The following is a 25,656-nucleotide window of genomic DNA, read 5'->3' as shown; positions in this document are numbered from 1 at the left end:
ATACTGGATCTGTTTGCCGTCATCGACTGGATGATGCGCCTGCCGAATGCACTCGAACAACAGCTATGGCAAGCTATCGAAACCGTCGAAGGAGAAACCAAAATGCGCTACGTCACGAGTGTTGAACGACTTGCCATCCAGAGAGGCCTGCAGCAAGGCCTGCAGCAAGGCCGGCTGGAAGGCAAACTCGAAGGCAAGACCGAAAAGGCCGCGACGATCCTGGAACGTCTTCTCGTCAAACGCTTCGGCCCCCTCGATGAAGAAGCTCGCAAGCGCCTCGATACAGCCACGCTGGAACAACTCGATCTTTGGGCCGATCGCATTCTGGATGTATCCACGGTAGATGCCGTATTCGAGGAGCATTGACGCGAAGGGATGCTAAAGCTCCCGGTGTACCAGAGCCGTAACCAAAGACCGGACGTTATTTCAGACCTGCTTCCCTGCTTCGGGGTGCGAGCATGGCCGCCGATTTCACAAGACGGCGATCCCCGGTGGGTTATGCCAACGAACGATGCGGGCTGATCCCCTGATGCGCCACAATCTCCAACCATCCAAGCTCATTCGGGTCGGGCTCGCCCTGGCGGTGGCGCTCTTGACCTTGCTCCTGCTGTGGGCGTTGCTGATCCTGACGGATACGGCGTTCGATGTCTGGACGCGCCTGCGGGAGGGCCCGACCTGGTTCTTCTATCTCTACGTCGCCGGCTTTCTCGCCATCAGCGGGGTAGGGGGGTTCGCCCTGTGGCGCCTGTTGCGGCCCCAGCTCGGGCGGCGGGCGCGGGCGGAGCGGCCCCAGGCGCCGCCGCAGGTGGATCGGGAGGCGCTGGAGCAACGCCTGGAGCAACGCCTGGAGCGGGGCACAGCGGCGGGCATGGATATGGCGGCGGTGCGCCGCGAGCTGGCGCTGCTCAAGCAGCGCAAGGCCGCCGGTCGGATCCAGGTCAGCTTCTTCGGCGAGATCAGCAGCGGCAAATCTTCGCTGATCAAGGCCCTGTTGCCGGAGGCCAAGCCCGCCGTCAGCGCCACCGGCGGTACTACGCGGGAGATCGCAACCTACAATTGGCGCAGCAGCAGCGGTGATGAGCTGGTGCTTACCGATATGCCGGGCACCAATGAGGTGGGGGCGGGCTTGGATGAGACCGCGCGGGCGGAGGCCATGCGCGCCCACCTGGTGGTCTATGTCTGCGACGGGGATCTGAGCCGGACCCAGTTCACGGACCTGAGCGCTCTGCTGGCACTAGGCAAGCCGATTATCGTCGCCCTGAACAAGACCGATCGCTACCAGGGGTCCGAGCTCGAGCTGCTCTTGGCGCGTCTGCGCGAGCGGTTGCAGGCGCCCGGGGGCGAGGGGAGGGGAGAGGAGGGGAGCCGGGTGGAGCTGGTGGCCGTGCAGGCCGGGGGCAAGCGCGAGGTCCTGCGGGTATTGCCGGACGGGCGTGAGGAACGGGTGGTGCGGGAGATGCCGCCGCGGGTGGAGGCACTGCGCACGGCCCTGCAGCGCCACCTGGACGAGGACCCGGAGGTGCTGGAGAAGCTGCGTGACACCAGCGTCTTCGTGCTGGTAGCCAAGCGGCTCGACGAGGCGGAGCTGGCCCATCACCGCGGGCGCGCCGAAGAGCTGACCCGCAGCTATTCCAGAAAGGCCATGGTCGGCGCCATGGCCGCCATCACCCCCGGCTCCGACCTGGTGATCCAAGGCTATCTCGGGGTGAGCATGGTCAAGGAGCTGGCCAATCTCTATGAGATCCCAGTGCGGCGCATGGACACGGACCTGTTGCTGGAGCTGGTGCAGAAGCGGGTCGCCCGCAGCAGCACTATCATGCTCGCCGTGGCCGGGAATGCCCTCAAGGCCTTCCCCGGTCTCGGCACCCTGGCCGGCGGTATCACCCATGCCGCGGCCTATGGCATGATCTTCGATGCCCTCGGGAAGGCGGTGGCCCGGTCACTGGAGTCTCGGGGCGCCCTGCGGCCGGCCCAGGCGGCACAAGTCTTTGAGGAGGGCCTGAGTGGAGATCTGGAAGCGCGCGCAAAGCGTTTTGCACGACTTGCCCTGGACATCCGCGAAGCACCCCAGGCGGAGCGACAAGGGGCCAACGGCTGACCCGAGCCATCTGGATCTGGCGCGGGAGAGCCTGCGGGAGCTGGTGCAGGATCAGCGTATCCCGCCGGCGGTGCGCGCGTCCCTGGTCGAGGACTATCGCCAGGTGGAGGCCATGCTCGAGAAGCTGGAGCAAGGCCATATCCATATCGCCGTCTTCGGCCGCGTGAGTGTGGGCAAATCCGCGCTCCTCAACGCCCTGCTCGGCGAGGACCGCTTCAGCACCAGTCCCCTACATGGCGAAACCAAATCCAGCGCCATGGGTCAATGGAAGGAATACCATACCGGCGGCGTCTATCTGATCGACACCCCGGGCCTGAACGAGGTCCGGGGGGACGAGCGCGAACGCCTCGCCCATGAGGTGGCCGCCCGCTCGGATCTGGTGCTCTTCGTGGTGGACGGGGATCTTACGGAGACCGAGATCAGGGCCCTGCGGGTCCTGGTGGGGGACCAGCGGCCTATCATCCTGGTATTCAACAAGATCGATCGCTATACCAGGGATGAGCGAGAGCAGATCCTGGCCTCCCTGCAGCTGCACACCCAAGGCTACATCGACGCCGGGAACATCGTCTGCGTCAGCGCCCGGCCCGCGGAGCGTCTGGTCATCCTGGTGGATGCGGACGGCCGGGAGACCGAAACCCTGCGCCGCAGCGAGCCGGACATGGCGGCCCTGAAGCAACGCCTGTGGGAGCTCCTGGAAGCGGAAGGGGAGACCTTGGCGGCGCTCAACGCCTCGCTCTTCGCCGGGGACCTGAGCGACAAGGTGGGGAAACGCATCCTGGAGGTCAAGCGCGCGCTGGGGGCCAGGCTGATCCGGACCTACTGCGTCACCAAGGGCATTTCGGTGGCACTCAATCCCATTCCGGTGGTCGACCTCCTGGCCGCCGCCGCTGTCGACGCGGGGATGGTAGTGCACCTGTCCAAGCTCTACGGACTGGCCCTCTCGAAGGCCGAGGCCGGAACCCTGGTCAAGACCATCGCCACCCAGATGGCACTCTTGATGGGGACCGTGTGGGGCATCAACCTCCTGTCCTCCGCCCTCAAGCTGGGTACCGGCGGCCTGTCCACCCTGGTGACCGGCACCGCCCAGGGCGCCGTCGCCTACTATGCCACCTATGTAGTGGGGCAGGCGGCGGAGGTCTATCTGGCCCATGGCAAATCCTGGGGAGAGGCGGGACCCAAGCTGGTCATCCGCGATATCCTGGACGGCATCGATCGGGATTCCATCCTGGCCCAGGCCAAATCGGATATCGCCGGCCGGTTGAAATCTGCGTGAGTGAGTTCGGAATCTGATTCGGCCCGCGCATCCTTTACTGAACGGCAAACTGCCTGATGAAACGCATCGGCGCGTTCCCGATATTTCAGGTATCGGATTGGATACTGATGGTGCGCGATAGTAAGGCATCGTTGAGGCCACACAGGACCCGACAGGCTGTGATTCGCGCGAAGTAATGAAAACCTATATACTCGGTTAGTATCTGATGGTAGGAGGTTAGATCATGCCCAAACAAGCCGTTTTCACGATGAAGCTGGAGCCCGAACTGCGCGCCGAGTTCATGGCCGAGGCCAAAGCCGCCCATCGGCCAGCGTCGCAGATACTCCGTGAGCTGATGCGCGAGTTCATGCAACGCCAGCGCGAAGCGCGGGAATATGACGAGTTCCTGCGCCGCAAGGTCGAGGCCGGTCTGGTCTCGATGCAAGCCGGCCTGGGTCGGTCGAATGATGAGGTCGAAGCCGAATTCGTCGGACGGCGTGCCCGTGCGACGAGCCAATCGTGAGGGTTGTTTGGACGCCGGAGGCGCAGCAAGACCGCATTGATGTGTGGGACTACATTGCGACTGACAAGACGACTACGGAAAATTTCGTTTGGCACACATGTTGCTTAAACCTAAAGATCAAGGGTTTTCATGCAGATTCTTCTTAACGGGCTCATATCCGGCCTGTCCATCGCCCTGCTGGCGGTAGCCTTCCAGATCGTCTACCTACCGACCCGGATATTTTTTATCGGTTTGGCCGGGCTCTATGCCGTGGCTCCCTATGTCGGCATGACCATCCAACAAACATTCGGGCTATGGCCGATAAGTATGGTGGCGTCGGTGGCGGCCGTGGTCGCCCTGTCGGCAGCGTTCGAGTGGGCCAACCATGCCCCGCTCACCCGTAAGAACGCATCCGAGGGGGCGCACCTGGTCTCCTCACTCGGGCTCTACATCCTGCTGGTGCAGCTGGTGGCCATGCTTTGGGGTAACGACGTCAAGACCCTGCGGACCGGGCTGGATGCAACCTACCACCCCTTCCGTCCCCTTGATGACAGCGTACTTACCGGATCTCAGCTGTTCATGTTCGGTGGGTCCGTTGTCCTGCTCGCCGGCTTTCTGGTGATGTTGCGTACCACCGACCTTGGCCTGCGATTGCGTGCCCTGGCGGACAACCCCATCCAATTCGCCCTCTACGGCTACAATGTCAATATCCACCGCCTGTTTGCCTTTGGGCTGGCCGGGGTATTTGCCACTGCCGCTGCCCTGCTTACCGCCTATGACATCGGTTTCGACCCCCATACGGGCCTGCATGCCACCTTGTTGGCCGTGGTAGCGGTCATCATCGGCGGCCGCAGCTCCTTCGTCGGCCCCATCGTTGGGGGTCTGCTGTTGGGAGTCATCCGCGCGCAGGTGGTATGGCACTTCTCGGCGCGTTGGCAGGATGCCGCGACCTTTGTGGTATTAGCACTCTTCCTGCTTCTGAGGCCACAGGGGCTGTTCGGTCAGAAGACACGCATCGAGGCCACATAGGAGCCCTTGAGGGACCCACACCTTTATAAACAGCTTCCCGGCAAGTCTCTGCCTAGGATGAGTGCCGGGGCCGAATCCAAAGCGGCGGCCAGCGCGTGCCCCCTGGTCGCCTTGTGGCAATAACGAACCCGACAGGTTCCCATCGCTGCCGGGGTAAAAAATGCCGCCGCACTCCAAGGCGGTCTGAGGCGAAGCTTGGTTAGGTGATGAACTACCTTATCCACCTGCTCATCTATTTCGACATCTACGTGATTGTGGCCCTGAGCCTCAATCTGGTGGTCGGGTATTGCGGCCTGCTGACCCTGGCCCATGCGGGTTTTTATGCCATCGGCGGCTATAGCTATGCCCTGCTTGCCCTGGTGTGGGGTTGGGGGTTTCTGCCGGCCGTGCTTGCTGCCGTCCTGCTCGCCGCCGTCCTGAGTCTGACCGTCTCCCTGCCGGCCTGGCGCCTGAAGGGGGACTTTTTCGTCCTGGCCACCCTCGCCGTCCAGGCACTTGTCTTCAGCCTCCTCTACAACTGGTCGAACGCCGACGCCCCCCTGGGTTCCTGGAGCAACCTCACCAACGGCCCCTTCGGTATCCCCGGTATCCCCAGACCCGAGATCCTGGGGGTGGCACTCACCGACTCCAGGCACTTTGTTCTGCTCGCCACCGCGGTAGCGGCCCTGTCCGCTTTCGTCGTCCGACGTCTGACTGCCTCTCCTTGGGGACGGGTACTGGTCGCCATGCGCGAGGACGAGCTCGCGGCCCGCGGCCTGGGCAAAAACACCCGTTTGTTCAAGGTCCAGGCCATTGCCATCGCTTCCTGCCTGACCGCTGTCGCCGGCGCCCTGTACGCGGCCTATGTCGGCTATCTGGATCCCAGCTCCGCGTCCCTGGACGAGAGCATTCTCATGCTCAGCATGGTCATCGTCGGCGGCCTGGGCAATTTCCGCGGCCCTATAATCGGCGCCCTGATCCTCATCGCCCTGCCGGAGCTGCTCCGTTTTCTCGACCTGCCCGATGCCTTGGCCGCTAACCTGCGGCTCGCCATCTACGGCCTGCTGCTGGTGCTCATGATGCACTTCCGACCCCAGGGCATCGGCGGCGAGTACCGATTGCGCTGATGGCCGCGCGCGCCACCATGCCACCGACCGCGGCTCGCTCCCAACCTGGCTCCCAACCCGGTGCCCGACCCGATGCGGCCCCCGCGCCGCCTCAGGGGGCGTTGCAAAAGCCCTTCTCCCGCCGGGAGAGGGGTTGGGGAGAGGGGATCAAAAGGTGAAGATCGGCGCCTTTTGCGACACCCTCCCTCATGGGCGGGTGCTGCTGCGTGCCGAGGGCCTGAAACAGGCCTTTGGTGGACAGATCATACTGGATGGGCTGGACCTGGAGCTACGCGAGGGCGAAGTCGTCCTCCTGCGCGGTGAGAACGGCTCCGGCAAGACCACCCTGCTCAACATCCTCACCGGCAATCTGGAGCCCGACGCCGGCGCCATCCACTACCACGCCCATAGCACGCCGCGCAGCTACCGCTTTCCTCGCCCCTGGTGGCGAGAGCTGAATCCCTTTGACCACTTCACCCCTGAATTCGTCGCTCGTGAGGGCGTGAGGCGTACCTGGCAGGAGCCCCGGCTGTTCGGCGCCCACACCTTGCGCGACAACATCGCTGTGGCCGCGCCCGGCCACCCCGGCGAGAACCCCGTGCTGGCCCTGTTCGCCCCCAGTCGGTCCGCCCGCCGCGAGACCGAGCTCGGCCACAAGGCCGACGCCATGCTCGCCCGCCTGAGCCTGGCGAGGCGGCAAGACTCCTCCGCCGACAAGATCTCCCTCGGCCAGACCAAGCGCGTCGCCATCGCCCGTGCCGTAGTCGCCGGGGCGCGTATCCTGTTCCTGGACGAACCCCTGGCGGGGCTGGATCGGCAGGGTATCGGCGACGTCCTCGAACTCTTGGCATTCCTCGTGCGCGGGCAAGGGGTGACCCTGGTTATCGTCGAGCATCTCTTCAACCAGCCCCATCTTCATGGGCTGGTAACCACGGATTGGTTGTTGAAGGACGGAGCCATTCGACGGACGGACAGGAAGGGAAGGGGAGATGATTCCACGCGCCCCCATTCCCTGGACCCATCCAGGGTATCGATCCGGCGGCCGGCCTGGTTCGGACTCTTGGCGGGGGAAGATATGGAGGTTGTGGATGAACTTCTGCCGCGGGGGGCCATGCTGACCCGGATTCGACGGCCAGCTGCATCCAAGCACTTGTCTAAGCCGGTGTTAGAGATTCGGGAGTTGGTGGTTAGTCGTGGTCCCCGCGTTGTAATCGGTCTTGACGACCGAGGCGACCGAGTTGGTTTCAACCTCGCCTTATATGAAGGGGATATTTCCGTTCTCCAGGCGCCGAACGGTTGGGGGAAGACGACATTGTTGTTTGCGTTGGCTGGATTGCAAGCTATCTCGCAAGGGCTTGTTCAGCTTCGTTGTCATCCGATTACATCATTACCTGCATGGGAAAGAGCCAAACTCGGCATGCAGTTCGTGATGTCTGATAATCATTCATTCAAGGGGCTGCGAGTGGATGAAAACATTGCGCTTGCCGGCTATAATAATGCCTCCCCTGGTGTTCGTGCGTTGGCTGGACGGACGTTTTCCAGCCTCAGTGGTGGCGAACAAAGGAAAGTAACCCTGGCCGCCGGCCTCAACTCGGCAGTTCGCCCCGTGGTCAACATTCTGGACGAGCCCTTCAATGCGTTTGACCATAGTGCCTCCCTTGATGCCGTTAAGGCTATAAAAAGTTCGCGAGCACCAGGTACACTCCTGCTCGTACCATCAGCGGTATAACCTCGCATAGGCGGTGAAGAAATGAACAAATTCCTCAACATACTTGTTGTAATCGCGCTTTGTTTCGGGATTATACCGGGCAGCCTGTCGGACAATGTGGACCAACCAGCGCTGGATAATACGGGTCAACCAGTGCCGAATAGTGGGGGCCAACTAACATCGGATAATACAGGCCAATCAGCGTCGGATAACGCGAGTCAACCAACGTCGAATAATGCGGGTCAACCAGGGTCGGACAATGCGGGCCAATCAGAAATCAAGATCGGCACAATCCTGGGATTGACGGGGGAAAATGCCGCATACGGGATCAAGATGCGGAAAGGACTGGATCTCGCTCTGGAGCATGCCAATTCAGCACCACCCGAAAGCCCGAAGTTCAGGCTCCTCGTCGAGGACAGCCAATGGAAGCCACAAGTGGGCGTTAATGCCTACAGAAAACTCCATGATGTGGATGGTGTCAGGCACTTTGTCGCAATTTGCGGCAGCAAGATTGCATTGGCGGTTGCCGGAGCATCGCGTCAAGACGACATCGTGATTATCGATGCAATATCCGGTGCGCCCAAGCTGACATTGGATGCAGGCTCTAAGTATTTTCGCGTCTATGCATCCGATGCCATGGCCGGCAAACACAACCTGTCTTGGGCCCTGGAAGAGGGCGCCATGACCTTCGGAATTGTTTACGTTGAGGACGACTGGGGATCCAGCTACAAGGATGCATTGTTGGAAACCCTGCGCACGCACAAAATGAAAGCCACAGTTGTCCCGGTAAAGCTAGGCACACGCGATTTTAAAACCGAAGTAGAAAAGCTTCTCCGAGTGCAGCCCGATGCCCTATTTGTTGTGTTGTACGCAAATCTCGCGGTTCCAATGGTAAAGGAGTTGCGTACCCTCGGATTTGATGGACTCATATACGGTGGTGACAATCTGAGCTCAGCGGATTTTTCCGCTGGGGGATCGGAGATAACCGAAGGCGTCCGTTTGAGCCTGCCGGCCGAACCAAATAGCCAGGAGTTCAAAAGCTTTGCGTCTGCGTATGAAGCGAAATATAAAGAGGCTCCTGACTCCTTTGCCTTGAAATCTTATGACGCATTCATGCTGATGGTACACGCAATCCGCGCAACGGACGGAAAGCCGGAGTCTATTATTGAGTACCTACGTACCATAAAGTACTCAGGCGCATCGGGAGAGTTGTCGTTCGATGCGCAGGGGGATTTACGCGATCAAGAATATAGCCGCTTGGTATACTGCACAGGTCGACTCATACCTTACTGCAGAAGTGACCAGGGATAGCAACATGCCTGACGCTACCCACCCATTGGACAAGCTTGTAGCCATCCTGAAGCGAAGCGACATCGAGTCGCCATGCTACCTATACGACGGAGATGGTGCGCAGTCCGCTGTCTGTGATCTCACGGATACATTGGAGAAACACCTTGGCGCCAACACCAGGGTATTTCTCCCTGTCTTCGCAAACCCCTGCTTCCCTCTCTTGGATTTGTTGGTAGCCAGCGCCCCTGGTGTGGGGGTTCTCGTCAACAGCCTTCCGGAGCTGGCGGCGGTTCGAGCGTTTCCATGGCATGTCACCCCCATTGTCTTGTTTGCCGGCGGGGTCTTGACACCGGCGGATGTCAGCCGTGTATGCACCATGGCAGATTTCTATTATGCAACCTCTTGGGCCAACCTCCGAACCGCCCTTGCTATGGATAACCGAAAGGCTACGATTGGCCTTCGGATCGATATTTCAAATTCCGGGGAGCTCCGAGGTATACCAGTCCAAGATATACCTCACCTCTTATCACAGCAGCCTGCAATCGCCACCCAGGTGGCTGCAATCCATGCCTATCAGGGCCCCGATAGCCCGGGATTCGATGCCTGCCTTACCCATGCGGATGCCCTGCTTTCTCTTACCGGGTGGTTTCCTGAACTCAGGCAGGTCAACTTCAGCGGAGGCTGGCCGTTTGATTACCTGGAGACGAGTACACCACTACCCTCTAGGCGACAACCACTCCGCCACTATCTGTCCCACTTGTGCGCTAAAATTCCATTGGCCGATTTTTGCAGTGACCCGGTAGAAATTGCGTTTGAGCCGGGAAAATTCCTATTGGCAGCCTATGGCTATTTTTTTTGTCGCGTCATTGAAGAGTCTAGGACTGCCCCCTATCAGTCAGACATACACTTGGATGCAAGTTTCGTGCATCTTCCGTCCCTGAAGCTCAAAAACCGCCAGCATGCGGTTTCCTTGTTCGACCACGAATGGAAAATCGCTGACAACCCTGGGATCTCATGTCAGCTGAGAGGCTACAGTGGTCTCTCTACGGATTTTCTGATGCCTGGCCGCGTAATACTCCCTAAGCCCCGCAGTGGCGACTATTTGGTCGTCCATGACGTGGGCGTTTACGGCTGGGCCGGGAGCTACAATTTTCTCGGCTTGCAGCGTCCGCCGGAATACGTTCGTATTGGTGACCAAGTTCAACTGGTTCGCCATAGACAGCGCGAGGGGTATCCTCTGGAGGGACTGATTCCGCTTGAATTCTCGGCTTACCGACAGACTGCGGTCCCTCACGGGGATCTGGATCAGCGCGGATCGATGTGAGTATGGGAACATTGCCCCCCAGCCTGGCGGTGGAGCTGCCGTACGAATCGAACCCTTCCGTAACCGAGCTCGGTCATACCACGGCGACTGAGCGTGATCTGTACCGCGCCTTGAAAGACGAGGCCCGGAAGATTGCCGCCCGCTTCCAACGCCCTATTTCCGTATTGGATATTTGTGCCGCCAGTGGTGGGGCCGCATGGCATATCGGATCTGCCGTTCGATACCGGCGACTCGTACTTGTCGATATGGATCCACTCATGTGCGAGGCCGCTCGAAAGCGGTCCTGGGGGACGGAAGATGTAGAGATTGTCTTGGCCGATGCGGTGGAATGGCGCGGATCGGAACCTTTCGATCTGATCCTGGCAAACAGTGCCTACCATCACATCCAAGATGATCGAAAAACGGCCTTCCTGATGAATCTAGCGGCGCAGCTGGCGCCGGGAGGAAACATCCTGGTGGGCGAACACTTTCTACCCGACTATGCGGATGGTGATATCGAATCCTATCGGCGCTCCGTGCAGGGTTTCTATGAAGCGCGTGTGGCGGCATTGCAGGAAGCGGGCGATGCGCCGGGCGCGATCGAGGTGATTCGCCAAACCGGACGCTATTGCTGGGAGCGGCGCTATGAATATCAGGTCAGCAGGCATGTCTTTGTCCGGCACCTCGCTGCGACTGGGCTTAGGGCCCGGTCTTGGAAGAGGATTTGGCCCGCCGAATCCGGGGTTCTCCCGGAGGATTCCGGCAGCTATTTGATATCATTGGCCCTCCATTAACAGGTCCTACGCGACATGACTCCAGACATCGATAAACAAGTCGGTGATTTCCTTGCTAAGCAAGCGGCTTTTGCTTGTGACTGGTTAAAGAATCACGAAAATATTTCTATTGAGACAGGAACCATCCATACCGGTCAGGGGGTGCTGGTATCCAATCGGCGTAGTGGGACAGATGGAACACCCACTGTGCAAATTTTCCCTATTGGTGATCCGCGATTACCCGATGAGTGTTCGGGATTAAAAGATGAGCTTATTAAGGCTGTCACACGACCCCGAGCGGCCGATGTGGTGAGTCACTTTAAGAAGCTGAAAGATCCTGAGTGGAGACAGTCCTGGGGGCGGTTTGTTGTATTAAACCGAGCAACCGTGGAAGATCATATCTGGGATAAATTAGCCGATGACCCTGAGGACTTGAGCGATAAAGAGAGAAATGCACTTGACGTTGTTTTCTTTTCCGAGGGGTCTAAAATTTTGTCTTTTCCGATCCCTATTCTGGGTAGTCCATTATTCTCCTGTTACCTGAATTTTGAGAATCCAATATCTTTGAATAGAGAGTATTATAGCTCGCTTGAGCATGATTTGCGGGGACCGCTCTCAGGGTTTGTGACCACGATATTTATTGCCTCTCTGTTTGTTATCGGAAAGAACATCTCCGAAGAGATGGCAGGCAGTGAACTGGATGTCCAATATCGGCACTTCGCAACGCTTGTTGCAAAACTGCTTTTCGCGAAAAGGGCGTCTGTCAAGGAGCAGCCTGTACTTGAGGTCGCGGAGCCGTTAGGTTCGTTTAAGGATGGTGTGGAACTGGAACTTAGGAACCCACCCGAATCTTTAGATCAAGAACCGATTGCCCGTATTTTTCTTCCAACCTATCGGGTATCCGATTCCGATACTTCAGCAGCATCGCCTGGGATACAGCTTCTTAAGCCGACCATCGAGTCTCAAATTAGCTCCATCTTGGCCTTTATGAAAGAGGCTGCGGAAAGTCGTGAAAGAATTGCGGAGCAGGCAAAGCAGAAGGAAAAGACGCTCTTGTGGGATCTGACACGTCCCCACCTTGAGAAGGGACTCAACAGCCTACGGGAATCTCTCCTTTACTTTAACCGTGCGGAATCGAAAATGGATCGATCAAACTTTCCGTTCCTGCGACTTTATAACGATGCGGCACTCAATCTGTTGTTTGTCCAGGATTCTTGTTGTTACTACGATCCGTCTGGAGAGCATGAGGGATTGCGAGAGATGAAAGATAAACCTTACACGGAAGAGTTGAAGACAATCCACAGTGTGAATAATTTAGGTGATAGCTATAAAAGTATCGAAGATGTATGGAAATCCTATACTGGATATTTGAAGGTCCTATCTGAATCGCAATCCTTACCCTTTCTTAATGACACGTCCAACTGCCCTAGATGTAACTCTATTCCATCAGATCAGCTATCAAAGCGGCTATCAGATCGGCTATGGGCCCTCAAGCAGCTGTTACACCGCACGCATACGAATGAACTGTATGATTTTTCGCTCGTCGCGCATCTGGTGCTTGCCATGAGTAGCTATAGAAGCTCCAAGCCGGAGCTGATGTTCAATGGTCAAAAGGTTGATCTGCAATGTTCGAGACCTGTAAAGGACAATGATACGGCTAGGGTCTGTCTGTGGAGAGTGCTGGACAATAAGGTATTCCATAACGAAGATTCTCTTCCGCTAAAAGATCAGGCGTCGGGCTTGCAGCCGTTGCATTTGTATGCCGGGGATGCGAAAAGGGAGCGTTCCTCCGTCAGTGCGACCAGTTTTCTAGGCGCAATGATGCGGCTGGTGGGTTCCGAACTGCGGAAACAGGGACGCAAGGGAGAAGTCGTATGTAATTGTGTTAGGATCACATCAACTAATCCGGCAGATGGTTCCGTCACGGTCGAATACGAGTGCCAGGGAGAATTGGGGCATGAAGATCTGGAGCTCAGCGATAATCCGGACGTACATGGATTTAGGGGTTGCATTCGCGTGCTATCGGATTCAGTCGGCCAGCCGAACGGACCTCACATTCTTCAAGTGTGCGACAAGGAGAAGATTGGAGATGCAATAAAAGGTACCCACTATGGGTGGTTTGCTGTCGGGATATCAGAGGGCCAAACCAACTTTATAATTCGTCTGAATCGGAAGCCGGTGAAATGACGCCAATCTTGCCGAAAGTGAGTGACTAATTATGGGTAACGGAAGGCAGCACGAACCACAGGTTTTCCTTTATGATGGACTGGAGGATAAGAACAAAAGTCGAGCGGATGGTAGACTGAAGTGGTTTCGGAACGGAAGGGCGAATCGTATTGCGCATGGCCTGAATAGCAAAGGCGACATCTGTCAGAGTGGACCCGCTATTGTTAAGAGCATCAAGAATCTATACTCGTCTGCAGATGCATCGTTGGTTTTTGTCCATACATCGGCTTGTGCCCCTGATTATCTAGCTGGAGAGGTTAAGAAATGGGGTGAGTGTCCATCTCAGAACCTGGCAGTTGTTTTGTATTCAGGAGCCGGGGTCGGTGCCGAACTTGCGAAGCCGATGTTGGCTGAAAATGTAACCCAAAAGCTTGCCTATGTCGGCCATCTGGAAGTAGGCATTGATTCCAGTGCAAATGCCAACGATGTTGCTGCGCTTATAGACCATTTCATCGATAATGCCGACCAGTTGAATAGTGGAGGAGGACGTGTATCTTTTTTGGAAGAGTTGAGTCGCTTAGTCGACCAGGTCAATCGTCCGTTCCGGAGCCAAAGTACATCCTTGCATATAGCACTTTCGGCGTATCTGGCTGCGCAAGGGATAGATCCACGCACGGGTGAGCCTTTGGTTGGAAGCGATTTGGTGGCCAAGCTAGCGAGGGAGGAAATGGTAGACAAAATGAAAAAACCGCGGAACTGGATGCCATTTTTGGTTGGACCGGTCGAGCATGTAGGCGACAAATTGAAAACGGAGGGCATTTCTTTGGGTCCGGAGTTGCGGGAGTTCTGCGCTTTCCTTGGCGGTGGGGCTATGCCGGCAAATGAAAGTTTGGTTGTTGTATGGAAGGAACTCGATAGGGTTGTTAGTTGTTAATGGACAGCAACGCACGGAATTGGCAGGTACGCAGGGAGCGGCTCGCCCATGATTTGCTCCGCAATAGGCTGAGCATGGAGCTGCGTGCGATAAGAAGGGTGATAGAGGGATCCGTGACGAAGGATTGGGATGCCGTTGAAGAGAGTGCAACAAGAGCGAGAGAATTCGGTACTGAAATCTCCGGGGAATTGGAGCAGTTGCTTGAGGAAATGCCGGTTGTAATGTCCCCGAGAAGGCATATCAGGATGAATCACGCTGGTGGGTTCGATGACGAACAACAGGCCGTTCTCGAGTGGGTTAGTGATTCGGCCCATGACATCTGGATGGAATCGGCGGGGATTGGCACCGCGATTATCGAGGGAGGGGATGCAATACATGAGTTAAATGCTACATTGGCGCAACTCGAAAGGGGTTGTCGGAGGCCGGAAGCCCGAGAGAGATTGCTCACCTATGTCGATGCCAGCCAGAGCCGGACGGATTCTTTGGCAACATTTGTCAGTGCCCTTCCAAGAAATCCCGGTCTTTGCTTTCCAAACCCATGAACATTCCTCGTATTCTGGTCCTCGACGACCTCTTCGGACGTAATGTTCCCGAGGGTCGAAACGCCGACCGGGAGAACCTGTGCGCCCATTTCCTCTGGCAGGACGCGACCGGGGATGCTGCGGCCAAGGCGAGCCGACAGCGGGTCCTGAAACCAACCGCGGAAGCGGTATTTGCCCGTGGGCAGACGCCCATCGTTTCCCCTGTCGGCGCGACGGTGGAGAACGACCTGGACGGCTCCCTGGCCGCGGTGCGGGAGGGCTGGACCCATGCCCTGACTCAGGGCAAACCCCCGTGGGCGATGTTGCTGTTGGATCTGTGTTTCTACACCGGCCGGGTGACCGAGGAGAGTCACCGGCGGACACCCGGTATGCCCGAGGGGCGTCCGGGGGACGACGACCCCCGCGGCTATTTCGGACTGACCCTGCTCGACGCCATTCACCGGGAGTTCCCGGAGCTACCGATCTTTATCCTCTCCAGCAAACCGCGCGAGGAGGTCAGCCTGGAGTTCAGCCGCCGCGGGGCCTTGGGCTTTATCGCCCGAGACGACCTGCAAGGACCGGAGCGGCTCGCAGCGGCGCTGTGGCAACACGGGTTACTGCCGGACCCCGCAGGTGAGGTGGTAGGGAACTCGCTGCCGGTGCTGCTGGCCCTGCGCGAGGCACGGCGGGCGGTCCGGCATCGCGGCAATCTGCTTATCCGCGGCGAGCGCGGCTCGGGCAAGGAGTTGTTAGCCAGCTATGCGCACCGGGTCAGTGTCGATGCCGAGGGACGCGCGGACCTCCCTTTGGTGACGGTCAACTCGGCGGTGCTCAGGACCGACCTGTTTGCGTCCGAGCTGTTCGGCATCGAGCCCAAGACCGCCAGCGGAGTGGCGGGCAAGATCGGGCTGGTCGAGGCGGCGGACGGTGGTGACCTGTTCCTGGATGAGATTGCCGACATGCCGCCCGAGGCCCAAGCTACGGTGCTGCGGGTGTTGCAGGAACGGCGCGTCACCCGGATCGGCGCGCGCCGATCCCAGGCAGTAGACGTGCGCTTTCTCGCCGCCACCAATGCCGACCTGGAAGGCGACCCACGGAGGATCCGGGCCGACCTGCTGGATCGGTTGCGCTTGGGTGGGACCCTGTGGCTGCCCCCCCTGCGTGCACGCAAGACAGATATTCCCCTCCTGACGGAGCGGTTCGTGCGCGAGGCGGAGGCCCGGCACGCGGGGACCCGGCGGCGCGAGATCACGCCCGAAGCCATGGACCGGCTGCTGGATCAGGAATGGCCCGGCAATATCCGCGAGCTGCGCACCTGCCTGTTCGATGCCGTGAGCCGCCATGCCGATGTGGAATATTTGGTGCCGAGCCATTTACGCATCGGCGCCGAGTCGGCCGGAGCCTTGCCGGCGCGACCAAGGGCGCAACCAGCGGAGCGGACAGAAAACGTGCCGTCGGCAAGGGCTGTGGTGAATCTGTCCACCCTGTTGGCGATGCATGACGCGGTCCGCTTCGATCCCGCCGATATCGCCGCGTGGTCGGGATGTCTGCCCGACATGCAGCAGGCCCATGCTTGGCTGCTTGCCCGTTGTCTGCACGCCGCCCTGGACGCTACCCGGCGTCGCACCCCGGAACACCCGGAGGGTGTGCTTCAGATCCACCCGGCGGTGAAGCTGATCATCGGAGACACCGGTTTGAGCGCCTCGAAGGCCGCCGATGTCGTCAAGCGCCTGCTTCGGCCGCTGGAAGACGAGCTCGAGGGTGAGTTACGCGAGGCCCTGAACATTGCCCTGCGATTGCGGCCCCGCTCCCCGAAGGCCGCGGGTACTAGAAGGTGAACCGACCATGCCGCGTTATCTGATCCTCGCCCAGTCCGAAACCACCGCCAATGCCTTGGGGGCCTGGTTGGCGCTGCTTGGTGAAAGGGGCCAGGAAGAAGATTGCGAGGGTGATGATCCGCCGCGAATCCTGTGGGACCGCCCGGTGGGAAGGGCAGGTGCAATGGATACCTATAAGACCTTGGTTCAGCGTGTGGAAACGGCGACCCGGGCCGGGGAGGACCGGATACCTCTCGACCAGGTGGTTGTGCTGGTGGACTCGATTCGCCCGGCCAGTCTCGATGTCGTCGAGGAGGGTTGGAGCTGGGACAGTCTGATCGCCATGCTCATCCTGACCTTCCAGGAGATCCGGTGGGTGTTCGGGGTTATGCAGGGAGAGGGGCAGGGGTCTTACTGGAACCGGACGATCGCACCGCACCATAGTCTTACTTCGTTGCTCAATCCCACCAGGCGAGAGCCTCTATTCGACCCTACCGGACTCCGAGAGTGGGTTCGGAGCCGCACCAATGACAGAATCCAAAGGGTGGGAGATGATCTAAAATTGCCGACCCGCTGGGAGATCGCCGCGGCGATAGAAGAAGAGCGGCCTTATGCCTACCTGCACGGCTACACGGCCTACCGGTTTGGGTGCCGGGCAGACACGGTGATGACCTGGGCAGCGATGAAGGAGCGGTTCCAATGCACTGACGATAAGCAATCACCCACCCAAGCTGATAAGAAGAGCAGCGGGCACGGATACTGGCTGTTGTTGGAAGACATGAGCCTGAATTTCGCAGATCGACCGCAGCGCGTTCATCTGCATTGCCTGGAAACGGAACGCAAGGAACATTGCGCTTGGCTGGACTCCAGCGACAAAGAAGGCTCGGCACACCGCATCCTGGTCACCACCGGGCAGACCCGCCCCAAGGATCCTGCCCTCAGCGACAACCGGAGGTATTTGCGGGAGAAAAAGGAAGGTCGGGGCAGCGTCGTCCTGAAGCCCACCTGCGGGATGTTCGATCTCTGGGAGAAATCAGGATTGCTGCGCCGATGGAAGGACTCGCGTCGCCGAGGGGACGTGGAGGGGTTCGTCTGGCCCCCTTTGCATCCCCGGCCTGCGGGGGACGAAAAATCCTGCGAGGAGCGCAGCGAGTCCAATGGAGCGGGCAATGCACAAGGTCATGGCACCATCGGCAAGCTCTTGCTGGTGAGCGAGGCCCTGATCAAGCGCGCCAAGGCCCTGACCAGCAGGGTGGAATGCGCTAGCGAAGCGGTGCAGGGGGCGGTGCTGGCCACCGACGCCCTGGAGTTGACCGGTGGTCGTACCCCGACCACGGCCATCGAGGCGTTGTCCCTGAAACAGCGTTTCGAGCTGCTTGCCGAGTGCCAGTTCTCCGGGGTGGAGCATCATATATCATTGCACCATAGATTCGACGAGATCAATTTGGAGACCCGTGCAATCTGCCGTTGGTTTGCGAGACGGCAACGGGAACGTGCCACGCTGAACGCCCGTATGCATATCCTGAACCAGCTGGTCGATGTTTTTCAGATGCATAACCAGTTCGATGAAGAGCGGACCTGCGTGAACCGCGTTCGTTATCTCCACGCTACCCTGTGGATGCGGGACAAGCCATGGCGCTATGTATTTTGGCTGCCCATCCGTTATGTGGAATGGCTGTTGTCGTCATTCCTCGTCTTCGTATCGGCAGTAGCCGTTTGGATCCTGGTTCTTGGAATACTGTTCGCATTCGCAAACCCCGATCTTCCAGCATGGAACATGGACCGACTGGCAACAGGCCTGAGAGATGCAATTACTTCGTTTTTTTCGGTCGGTTCACCAATTCGACCCGGCTCATGTACGGACGGATTGAGTAATGGCGAGGTGATTATGACTAGTGTTTCGATCATGAGTGGCTTTCTGCATCTGGGTGTCTTGATTTCGCATCTTTACAGCATAATTACACGTAAGTAACATCAGGACCGCTTCAACTGCATAACCAGGGCCACAACAACTGAATCCGGATTCACCAAGCGCAATTACCGAGTAGAGGAAATGACAGAACAAGAAAATCCCAACAGACCCGAGTCGACTATCACGAATTGGTTATACAAATGGAGATTGCCAATAACAGCTCTTGTAACAGCCCTTGGTTTGATTAGTGCCGTATGGGTTGGGATTCGGGCAGGAGACATCAATTCTTTCGGGATAGTGATAACCTACGTCCTGTTGCTTGCCGTGCTCACATGGTTATTGTTGGAGCCGGTGGAGGATCAAGACGATATTGTGGATCAGGAAACTGCGTATGGACAAAGAGTTAAAGGGATTCTGGGCATATTGGTTATGACTGTGGTTTTCTCAATATCTTTAGTAGCCTTTTCCAGTGCCCACGGCGGAGGGAAAGCTGATGAAAAACCTGACTCATGCACAAATACGAAACAGAAAGATAATACTGACCAGATGATTGAATGCAAAACAAGTATAAAAGCAAGGTCATGTTCGAATAATGCCGATTCAGGCGAAAAGCATATTGAGCGATGAGGAAGTAATTAAACGCCGGATTGAAACCGTCATCCCCAACAGCTTCAGCCCTTACCACGGTGATTTTTTGTTGCTTGCTTAATTTGACTTCCATTGTGGGACCTTACACACCCAAACTTCCGTAGCTCCATTGGCAAAATATAGCTTTCTTTTATTTGTCATTTCTTTTTTAGTGTTGGCAGACGACATAATCTCAATGCAGATCTCGGGTGCAATCGAACATTCAACTTCGTTTCTGATTACTTTAAGTCGTTCCTGGGAAGCCCATGCGACATCAGCAACCTTAGTTCCTTTTTTGGTACTTATTGCGCATTCTACCAATACATCTCCATCCGTTAAGTTTGAGTATAATAACCCTGTGATTTTTCCTTGAAACAAGGAATGATATATTTTAACCGGAGTCATTAAAATTTGCCCCTGATTATTCAATTCGATTTTGAACGGCAAATTTTGTAATTTCGGGTTATCGCATACTTCTTGCCAACTCATGGTATATCACCTGTGTCGAGTTGTTCTGCCGGTTGGTACCGATTGTGCCTAACGATGCGGATCACGCGCGGCTATTTGCCGTCGCGTGCATCCGGCTTGTTCGGCGATTTCATTCCAAGAGCCTTGAGGATAGCAGGCGTCACCACCTCGGAGCATCCTAATGCTGTAGGGTGGATTGTGTCTGGAACGTACTTCCTGAAGAGTGCTTTGTTCTCGGACTGCAGTGTCTTCCACGTGGGATAATGATCTATTAGAAGGAGTTTCTTCTTCTCAGCGACAGAACGATACATTTCATAATGTGCAGCGATATCCTTCCGGTACGACCTATGACCTTTTGGGTACTTGTCACCCGGCGTCATTGTCATCAGGATAATCTCACAGTTCGGATTGCTCTCGAGAATACGCGCGATCATCGTCTCCAGATTGGCCTTGGCTATCTCTACTGATCCCTTGAATCGTTCTACGGCGTCATTGATAGAGAACTCAATGAATACGGTATCTGGTTTCTTCTGAATCACCCGTTTGTCTAGATTCTTTACACCCCATTCCGACCACTTACTCGACCCGCCACTATTGAGCACTTGTGTAAGCCCGGGAAACGTCTTGTCGAGCTCCTTCTTCAGTTGCGTAACCCACGCGCCTTCGGCTGTCAGACTCGTGCCATATGTGACGACTACCTGTTTCTTGCCGGACCTAAGATTGGCAAGAAGTCTGCTTTCTTCAGCACCATAAGATGCGATGGCTGTAGTGACAGAGAGCAACAGTATTACCCAAACGTGTTTTGCATTAATCATGCTATGCTCCTTTCGTTGTTTCCTGCCGAACGGCTTGGCTCAAGCGCCCAATGCTGCGCGGCACTGAGCTTGAAAGTTACTGAGGAACCGGACCACGGCATTGGGTCGCTTGCAGCCGAATGTTAGGCGAATGATCTGTGAAAACGACCCATCAATTGATGCCTGGCCCCTTTACTGTTTGATTTCTACTCATAGCTTGCTATTTTCTCCCTACATAATTTTTCAGTTAAAGTCTGTAACTCTTGTACTCGCTCCGCAAGCCAGTTAAGCTCTTCTTTCGTGATTGTATAACTTGGCTTATACCGCGCATCCACATAGGCTTTACGAAGTAACTTGAACCTTTCTTTTTCTTCGTCTGTAGAACGCGGAAATATAGACAAGAACCTTGGCTCAATGCTTGAGACTCTTTGACCTAATTTCTCTAAATCATGTGTACTTGGTTTATAACGGGTAAATACCAATAAAATAGTACCGTATAAACGCTCTGTAACTTGATGAAGCTCAAAGGCCGCTAAACTGTGTCTCTGCCTATTTAAGTTGAAATTATATGTGTCAAAGAAATTACTAGCACTACTGAACCAATAATTAAAATCCTCTTCAGCTAATCTTTTTCTTTCTTTAGGAGTTATTTCAATTGGCTCTGCCAATTGAAATTTTCCTGAATCATACAGAAGTACTCCTTCCCGCAGGATGTCAATATAAAAGTACTGACTTTTCCTTAAACGACGATTTACAAATTGAATATCTTCGGCAATCAGGCTGATTGGCGTTCGATGGATAGTTTTGATCAAACGTTGAGCAAGTTGACTGTTTTGCTCAATTTTGCTGGCTTGGCGAGGTGTTTCGGTAACAACTAGAAGGTCGAAGTCACTTTGATAGCGATAAAGAAGAGTTTCCGGGTCGAGGTCTTCTACCCAGTCACCACGGGCATAACTACCAAATAAAATGAGCATATCAAAATCAACTTCTTCCCGAATAATTTCGATAGCCCTTTGTAGTTCCTGCTGTTTTTGTTCAGGAAGGTGTTCAAAGGAGGTTTTCATTTTTGATCGCCTCATCAGCGTGCCCGGCTGGCACTTCTCGATAACTGGCGATTTGAAAATGCTTGTACAATCGATTCCATACACTAGATGGATTGGGATTCAACCCAGCCTCCTTCATTAAATCAGAAATAAGGGGTATACGGTTAGCTCCTCCACCCCCAATATCTTGTGGTCTCACCAATAGTAACCACAATATTTTGTGTCAGGAGGAGCTAACCGTATACCCCCTTCAGAATATTTTTTTACTTCTGCTCTAATTTTGAAGGCTTCTTGATCCGTGATATGGCGACCTCCAGCGTCCGGAATAACTTCGTTTCTCTTTGTTATTTTTTGTGCGACCGTTAGATCTCGTCCAGCCACCACATTGCCTTTTCCGCTTACCACTTGAGTTATACTCGTATTTGATTCGCCACTTTCATCATTAAGCGATTTTACTTGTGCAAACCAAGAGTCCCTGTGCTTTCTAAGTTCTGCCGGAGAGAATTTACGGCCTTTCGGATGTTCCGCATTATAGCGGAATGCAGTTTTCTAATATATCTTTTCCACCCTTTGCTCGCTTTGGTTATACAATCGGCCAATGGTCCTTCAGAATCTGCTCCTCATCCCAAGGGCATGACTTCGGGAAGGTGTCGTAGTCGAACGGGGTTTCCGCGACCGCCAGATCCACTGCATCGGGATAGGCTTCAGTGGTGACTTTCTCGAGCTCGGTTCTAAGGCTGGGATTCTCATCCAAGAGCCTGGTAACGGCACGGCGCTGGGTGTTGATGGTCGCTCGCCAGGACTTCCGGTTCGGATAATCGGGTTGGTAACGCCATTTGAGCAAGTGTCCTATCAACACCGCTAAACGGCTTTCCAGTGCCCGCCGCTCCCGTTTTCCCAAATCCCCGATTTCCTCTACCAGATGCGCGGTGTCGAGCTGTGAGAAACGCCCCGACTGCAGCAGCCGCGCCTGCTCCTGAGACCAGGCGAAGAAGTCTTGGTCATAGTCGATACTCATGATCCAAGTACAATCTTTCCGGAGTTTTTAACCCAAAGTTTTTTTCATCCGCAGATTACGCAGATTTCTATGGATTGAAGACGATGTAATCCGTGACAATTCGCGTAATCCGAGATCTTACGCCTGCTCGCAGGGAAGGGAGCCCCTAGGGCGGGTCAGGCCAAGCCTCGTCCCGACGCAGGAGGGAGCCTGGTCGCCACCCGACGAAAGTAGCCAACATACGGCGAATGGCGCAAGATTATCACACACCGTGAACATTCGGTCGCACAAGAACGTCCGCACCATACCTGCCATCCGTATGCACTTGCCCTGGGCTGGGAAGAATTCGTCTTGCGCTTCGGCGCGAAAAGTATATATTTAGGGTATATATACTGATAGGGTAATCAAGATATGCAAACCGCAAGGCTTTTCGTAAACGGCGGCAGTCAGGCCGTCCGGCTACCCAAGAAGTATCGCTTCCGGGGTGACGAGGTGATCATCAGGCACCTGGGTAATGCCGTGGTGCTCTTGCCCAAGGACGACCCCTGGCAGGTCATGTTCGATGCCCTCGCCGGGTTTCCGGAAGATTTCGCCATTTCCCGTGAGCAACCGGAACCTCAGGAACAGGGGCCCATCGGGTGAAGATTCTCCTGGATACGGACATCTGCATCTATGTCATCAATCGGAAACGGCCTGCGGCCTTGGCACGGATCAGGGACTATCGGATCGGCGCGGTCGGCATCTCGTCCATCACCTATGCAGAGCTACGCTTCGGCGTGGAGAACAGCGGCCGGGTTCAGGAAAACCTGACTCGGTTGGAACGTTTTCTGCTGCCGCTGGAGATCGTCCCATTCGATGCCGAGGTGGCACGGCAGTACGGTCAGCTGCGCACCGAGCTCAAACGTGCCGGTTGCCCCATCGGTTCAAATGACCTCCTGATCGCCGCCCATGCCCTGAGTCTGGATGTCACGCTGGTGACCAACAGTGTCCGGGAGTTTAGCCGGATCAGCGGTTTGCGCGTCGAGCGATGGGGATGATTCGGGACCAGGATGAGGAGAATAATTGTTGGGTTCTTCCGATGATGACCAAATCCGAGCTGCTCGAGCTGATTGCGAACGGCGAGAACTCCGGTGTCGAGTTCAAGCGCGACGACCTGCGCCCCGAGCAGTTGGCGAAGGAAGTGGTGGCACTCGCTAACTTCCAGGGGGGCCACATCCTGCTCGGGGTCGATGACGACGGATCGATCACGGGGATCCGGCGAGACGAGCTCGAGCACTGGGTGATGGATACGGTGTTCGGGCGCACCGTGCACCCCATGATTCTCCCGTTCTACGAAGAGATCCGGGTCGACGACCGGCTGCGGGTTGCGGTCATTACGATCAGTCAGGGAACGACCAAACCCTATGTCGTGCGCCATCATGATCGGGATGTCGTGCGCCATCATGATCGGGAGGATATCTATATCCGGGTCGGCAGTATCTCGCGGCGTGCCACCCGCGAACAGCAAGCCCGGCTCTATGCGATCGGCGGCATGCTGCACGCGGAGCAGCTCCCGGTATCCGGTAGCAGTCTGGGTGATCTCAGCCGAGATCGGTTAACGGACTATCTGGCAACGATCGTCGGGGACAATCAGCTCCCAATGGACGAAGAAGCCTGGGGTGAGCGCCTGTGTAGCCTGGGTTTCATGGTCGAGCGCGCGGACGGTCCGCCGGTATGCACCATCGCGGGGCTGGTTCTTTTCGGCCATGCGCCCCGTCGGTTGCTGCCCCAGTCCGGCATTCGCTGGATGGCCTTTGACGGCGCGGACAAGACCTACCGGGCGCTGGATGACAGACTGATCGATGGACCCTTGGCCGCGCTCCGGATACAAGCTGCAGGTAGTGGGCGTGAAATTGCCGGGAACGGAGTCATCGAGGGCCTGGTGGATGCCATGCGGCCATTCATCTCGGAAGAAGCCGCCGCGGTGGATGCATCCATGCGCCGGGAACGACGTTGGTTGTATCCCGTGGCGGCGCTACGCGAGGCGATTGTGAATGCGCTTGCCCACCGTGACTGGACGCGCTACGAAGAGATCGAGGTCGTGAGCTATAAGGATCGTATCGAGGTCCTGAGCCCCGGTGCATTGCAGAACTCGATGACCATCGCCAAGATGATTGCCGGCCGGCGTTCTCCGCGTAATCACTTGATCGTCGAAGTCCTGCGCGACTACGGCTACGTGGACGCGCGGGGCATGGGCGTGCGCAACAAGATCATTCCACTCCTCAAGGAACAGAACGGAGTAGGACCAGAGTTCCAGGCTACGGAGGACTACCTGAAGGTCGTCATGTTCAAGGGTGAGCGTGCCGGGAATCGAGAGGACATCGGGTCAGGATGACCATTATTGGATTTCGTCCTGCAATGGTAGAAAATCGCTTAAGTCATCCGACATCCACCGGCTCCAGCAGCTCAGCCCCATCATTCGCCGGCGAGTTCACTCGCCTCGATATCTGAAACGCCTCCATCTCCGCCTCATCATATGGCGCCAGCATCCCGCGCAGTGCCTCGATGTCCCTGAAGCCGGAATCCAGCCACCGGTCCCAGAGCTCCGGCGCCAGGATCACCGGCATCCGGTCATGGATCGGTCGCAGCAGCGCGTTCGCGTCGGTCACGATAAGGGCGCAGGTCTCCAACTGCGCGCCGTCCGGCGCCGCCCAGCTGTCCCACAGGCCGGCGAAGACGAACGGTGCTCGGGACTTCATACGGATCGCGTAGGGTTGCTTGCCGCCAGGCACAGGCCTCCACTCGTAGAAGGCCTCGGCGGGAATCAGACACCGGCGAGAACGGAAGGGACCGCGGTAGGCCGGCTGCTGGTGCACCGTTTCGGCCCGGGCATTGATCATGCGGTAGCGGCTGTCCGGTCCCTTGGACCATTGCGGCACCAAGCCCCAACGCAACGGCTGGAGCTCGCGACGGCCGTTTTGCTCCCGACATGCCATCACCGATTGGGTCGGCGCGACGTTGTAGCGGCACGCCAGGGCGTCATGCCGACCCTCGATGTCGAACATCGCGGCGTAGACGGCGACGGGTCCGAGCTGAACAAAGCGACCGCACATAAGAAAAACACTTAGAGGAATCCTTCCATAGCTCACACGAGAACCGGTCGCCGAGGTTCCCAAAGGGCTCCCAGATCGAGGCTCACCGCCTCAAACGGCGGTACGGCAACCTGATCGGTATCGGCAAAGCGACCGATCTCGATCCAGGCGCCGGCATCGAGTCGGTATGCCTCCAGCATGCGCTTAGCCGGATCGATCAGCCAGATGTACTGTACCTCATAGTGGGCATACAGCGGCATCTTGAT

At 56.8% G+C, this 25,656-nt stretch carries 25 protein-coding genes; 19 read left to right on the top strand and 6 right to left on the bottom strand.

Going from position 1 to position 25,656, the window contains the following annotated elements:
* The 16 genes from BQ17_RS01940 to BQ17_RS01865 form a co-directional block, all read left to right on the top strand.
* On the top strand, positions 1-366 hold a 366-nt coding region (locus BQ17_RS01940; protein ID WP_141699036.1), incomplete at its 5' end, for a DUF4351 domain-containing protein.
* A gap of 145 nt (positions 367-511) precedes the next feature.
* Positions 512-2,098: a GTPase gene (locus BQ17_RS01935; protein ID WP_089724054.1), complete on the top strand. Its 1,587-nt coding sequence runs from the start codon at positions 512-514 to the stop codon at positions 2,096-2,098.
* Positions 2,004-3,371, top strand: a complete 1,368-nt coding sequence (locus tag BQ17_RS01930) for a GTP-binding protein (RefSeq protein WP_256091441.1) — start codon at positions 2,004-2,006, stop codon at positions 3,369-3,371. Before BQ17_RS01935 ends, BQ17_RS01930 begins: the two co-directional genes overlap by 95 nt.
* Positions 3,372-3,594: 223 nt before the next feature.
* Positions 3,595-3,873 carry an antitoxin of toxin-antitoxin stability system gene (locus BQ17_RS01925; protein ID WP_089724052.1) on the top strand — a complete coding sequence of 93 codons (279 nt, stop codon included), beginning with the start codon at positions 3,595-3,597 and terminating at the stop codon, positions 3,871-3,873.
* A gap of 129 nt (positions 3,874-4,002) precedes the next feature.
* On the top strand, positions 4,003-4,881 hold the full coding sequence (locus BQ17_RS01920) for a branched-chain amino acid ABC transporter permease (protein WP_089724051.1): 879 nt from the start codon (positions 4,003-4,005) through the stop codon (positions 4,879-4,881).
* Between the two features lie 206 nt (positions 4,882-5,087).
* Entirely contained in the window at positions 5,088-5,987 is a 900-nt protein-coding gene (locus tag BQ17_RS01915) for a branched-chain amino acid ABC transporter permease (protein ID WP_089724050.1), read from the top strand.
* A gap of 154 nt (positions 5,988-6,141) precedes the next feature.
* Positions 6,142-7,695 carry an ATP-binding cassette domain-containing protein gene (locus BQ17_RS01910; protein ID WP_176722248.1) on the top strand — a complete coding sequence of 518 codons (1,554 nt, stop codon included), beginning with the start codon at positions 6,142-6,144 and terminating at the stop codon, positions 7,693-7,695.
* A 21-nt stretch (positions 7,696-7,716) separates the two neighbouring features.
* A complete protein-coding gene (locus tag BQ17_RS01905; RefSeq protein WP_089724048.1) occupies positions 7,717-8,985 on the top strand; it encodes an ABC transporter substrate-binding protein in 1,269 nt (422 codons plus the stop codon).
* A 4-nt stretch (positions 8,986-8,989) separates the two neighbouring features.
* On the top strand, positions 8,990-10,288 hold the full coding sequence (locus BQ17_RS01900; RefSeq protein ID WP_176722247.1) for a type III PLP-dependent enzyme domain-containing protein: 1,299 nt from the start codon (positions 8,990-8,992) through the stop codon (positions 10,286-10,288).
* Between the two features lie 2 nt (positions 10,289-10,290).
* Positions 10,291-11,061 (top strand): class I SAM-dependent methyltransferase, encoded by a 771-nt coding sequence (locus tag BQ17_RS01895; RefSeq protein ID WP_089724046.1) that lies wholly within the window; start codon positions 10,291-10,293, stop codon positions 11,059-11,061.
* A gap of 15 nt (positions 11,062-11,076) precedes the next feature.
* Positions 11,077-13,227, top strand: coding sequence for a hypothetical protein (locus BQ17_RS01890; protein WP_089724045.1), 2,151 nt, complete (start codon positions 11,077-11,079; stop codon positions 13,225-13,227).
* Between the two features lie 31 nt (positions 13,228-13,258).
* The gene (locus tag BQ17_RS01885) at positions 13,259-14,140 is read left to right on the top strand and encodes a hypothetical protein (protein ID WP_089724044.1); all 882 of its coding nucleotides are present in this window, start codon (positions 13,259-13,261) and stop codon (positions 14,138-14,140) included.
* 113 nt (positions 14,141-14,253) lie between these two features.
* Positions 14,254-14,682, top strand: a complete 429-nt coding sequence (locus BQ17_RS01880; protein ID WP_141699035.1) for a hypothetical protein — start codon at positions 14,254-14,256, stop codon at positions 14,680-14,682.
* Positions 14,679-16,499 (top strand): sigma-54-dependent transcriptional regulator, encoded by a 1,821-nt coding sequence (locus BQ17_RS01875; protein ID WP_089724042.1) that lies wholly within the window; start codon positions 14,679-14,681, stop codon positions 16,497-16,499. Before BQ17_RS01880 ends, BQ17_RS01875 begins: the two co-directional genes overlap by 4 nt.
* 7 nt (positions 16,500-16,506) lie before the next feature.
* Positions 16,507-18,450, top strand: a complete 1,944-nt coding sequence (locus BQ17_RS01870) for a hypothetical protein (RefSeq protein WP_089724041.1) — start codon at positions 16,507-16,509, stop codon at positions 18,448-18,450.
* 81 nt (positions 18,451-18,531) lie between these two features.
* Entirely contained in the window at positions 18,532-19,017 is a 486-nt protein-coding gene (locus BQ17_RS01865; protein WP_089724040.1) for a hypothetical protein, read from the top strand.
* Between the two features lie 78 nt (positions 19,018-19,095).
* Here the strand turns inward: BQ17_RS01865 and BQ17_RS01860 are convergent, their stop codons facing one another.
* From BQ17_RS01860 to BQ17_RS01845, 4 genes are all read right to left on the bottom strand, one after another.
* Positions 19,096-19,506, bottom strand: coding sequence for a Uma2 family endonuclease (locus BQ17_RS01860; RefSeq protein ID WP_089724039.1), 411 nt, complete (start codon positions 19,504-19,506; stop codon positions 19,096-19,098).
* A gap of 71 nt (positions 19,507-19,577) precedes the next feature.
* Positions 19,578-20,300, bottom strand: a complete 723-nt coding sequence (locus BQ17_RS01855) for an SGNH/GDSL hydrolase family protein (protein ID WP_089724038.1) — start codon at positions 20,298-20,300, stop codon at positions 19,578-19,580.
* Between the two features lie 185 nt (positions 20,301-20,485).
* Entirely contained in the window at positions 20,486-21,343 is an 858-nt protein-coding gene (locus BQ17_RS01850; protein ID WP_176722246.1) for a HEPN domain-containing protein, read from the bottom strand.
* Positions 21,344-21,905: 562 nt separating this feature from the next.
* Entirely contained in the window at positions 21,906-22,340 is a 435-nt protein-coding gene (locus BQ17_RS01845; RefSeq protein WP_089724036.1) for a DUF29 domain-containing protein, read from the bottom strand.
* A 390-nt stretch (positions 22,341-22,730) separates the two neighbouring features.
* Between BQ17_RS01845 and BQ17_RS01840 the strand changes: the two genes are divergently transcribed.
* The 3 genes from BQ17_RS01840 to BQ17_RS01830 are packed head-to-tail and all read left to right on the top strand — an operon-like array spanning position 22,731 to position 24,693.
* Complete coding sequence (locus BQ17_RS01840) at positions 22,731-22,961, top strand: antitoxin (RefSeq protein WP_089724035.1); 231 nt, start codon at positions 22,731-22,733, stop codon at positions 22,959-22,961.
* Positions 22,958-23,356 (top strand): type II toxin-antitoxin system tRNA(fMet)-specific endonuclease VapC, encoded by a 399-nt coding sequence (gene vapC, locus BQ17_RS01835; RefSeq protein WP_089724034.1) that lies wholly within the window; start codon positions 22,958-22,960, stop codon positions 23,354-23,356. Before BQ17_RS01840 ends, vapC begins: the two co-directional genes overlap by 4 nt.
* A 41-nt stretch (positions 23,357-23,397) precedes the next feature.
* Positions 23,398-24,693 (top strand): RNA/DNA-binding domain-containing protein, encoded by a 1,296-nt coding sequence (locus BQ17_RS01830; protein WP_256091440.1) that lies wholly within the window; start codon positions 23,398-23,400, stop codon positions 24,691-24,693.
* Positions 24,694-24,736: 43 nt separating this feature from the next.
* On the opposite strand, the gene BQ17_RS01825 is transcribed toward BQ17_RS01830, so the two are convergent.
* Together BQ17_RS01825 and BQ17_RS01820 are read right to left on the bottom strand one after the other, a co-directional pair.
* Positions 24,737-25,411, bottom strand: coding sequence for an SOS response-associated peptidase (locus BQ17_RS01825; RefSeq protein WP_089724033.1), 675 nt, complete (start codon positions 25,409-25,411; stop codon positions 24,737-24,739).
* 32 nt (positions 25,412-25,443) lie between these two features.
* On the bottom strand, positions 25,444-25,656 hold a 213-nt coding region (locus BQ17_RS01820), incomplete at its 5' end, for a Uma2 family endonuclease (RefSeq protein WP_176722245.1).

The organism is Candidatus Thiosymbion oneisti (assembly GCF_900092655.1).
In the GTDB taxonomy this organism is placed as follows: domain Bacteria; phylum Pseudomonadota; class Gammaproteobacteria; order Chromatiales; family Chromatiaceae; genus Thiosymbion; species Thiosymbion oneisti.
This window is presented reverse-complemented; position numbering and strand designations above follow the sequence as displayed.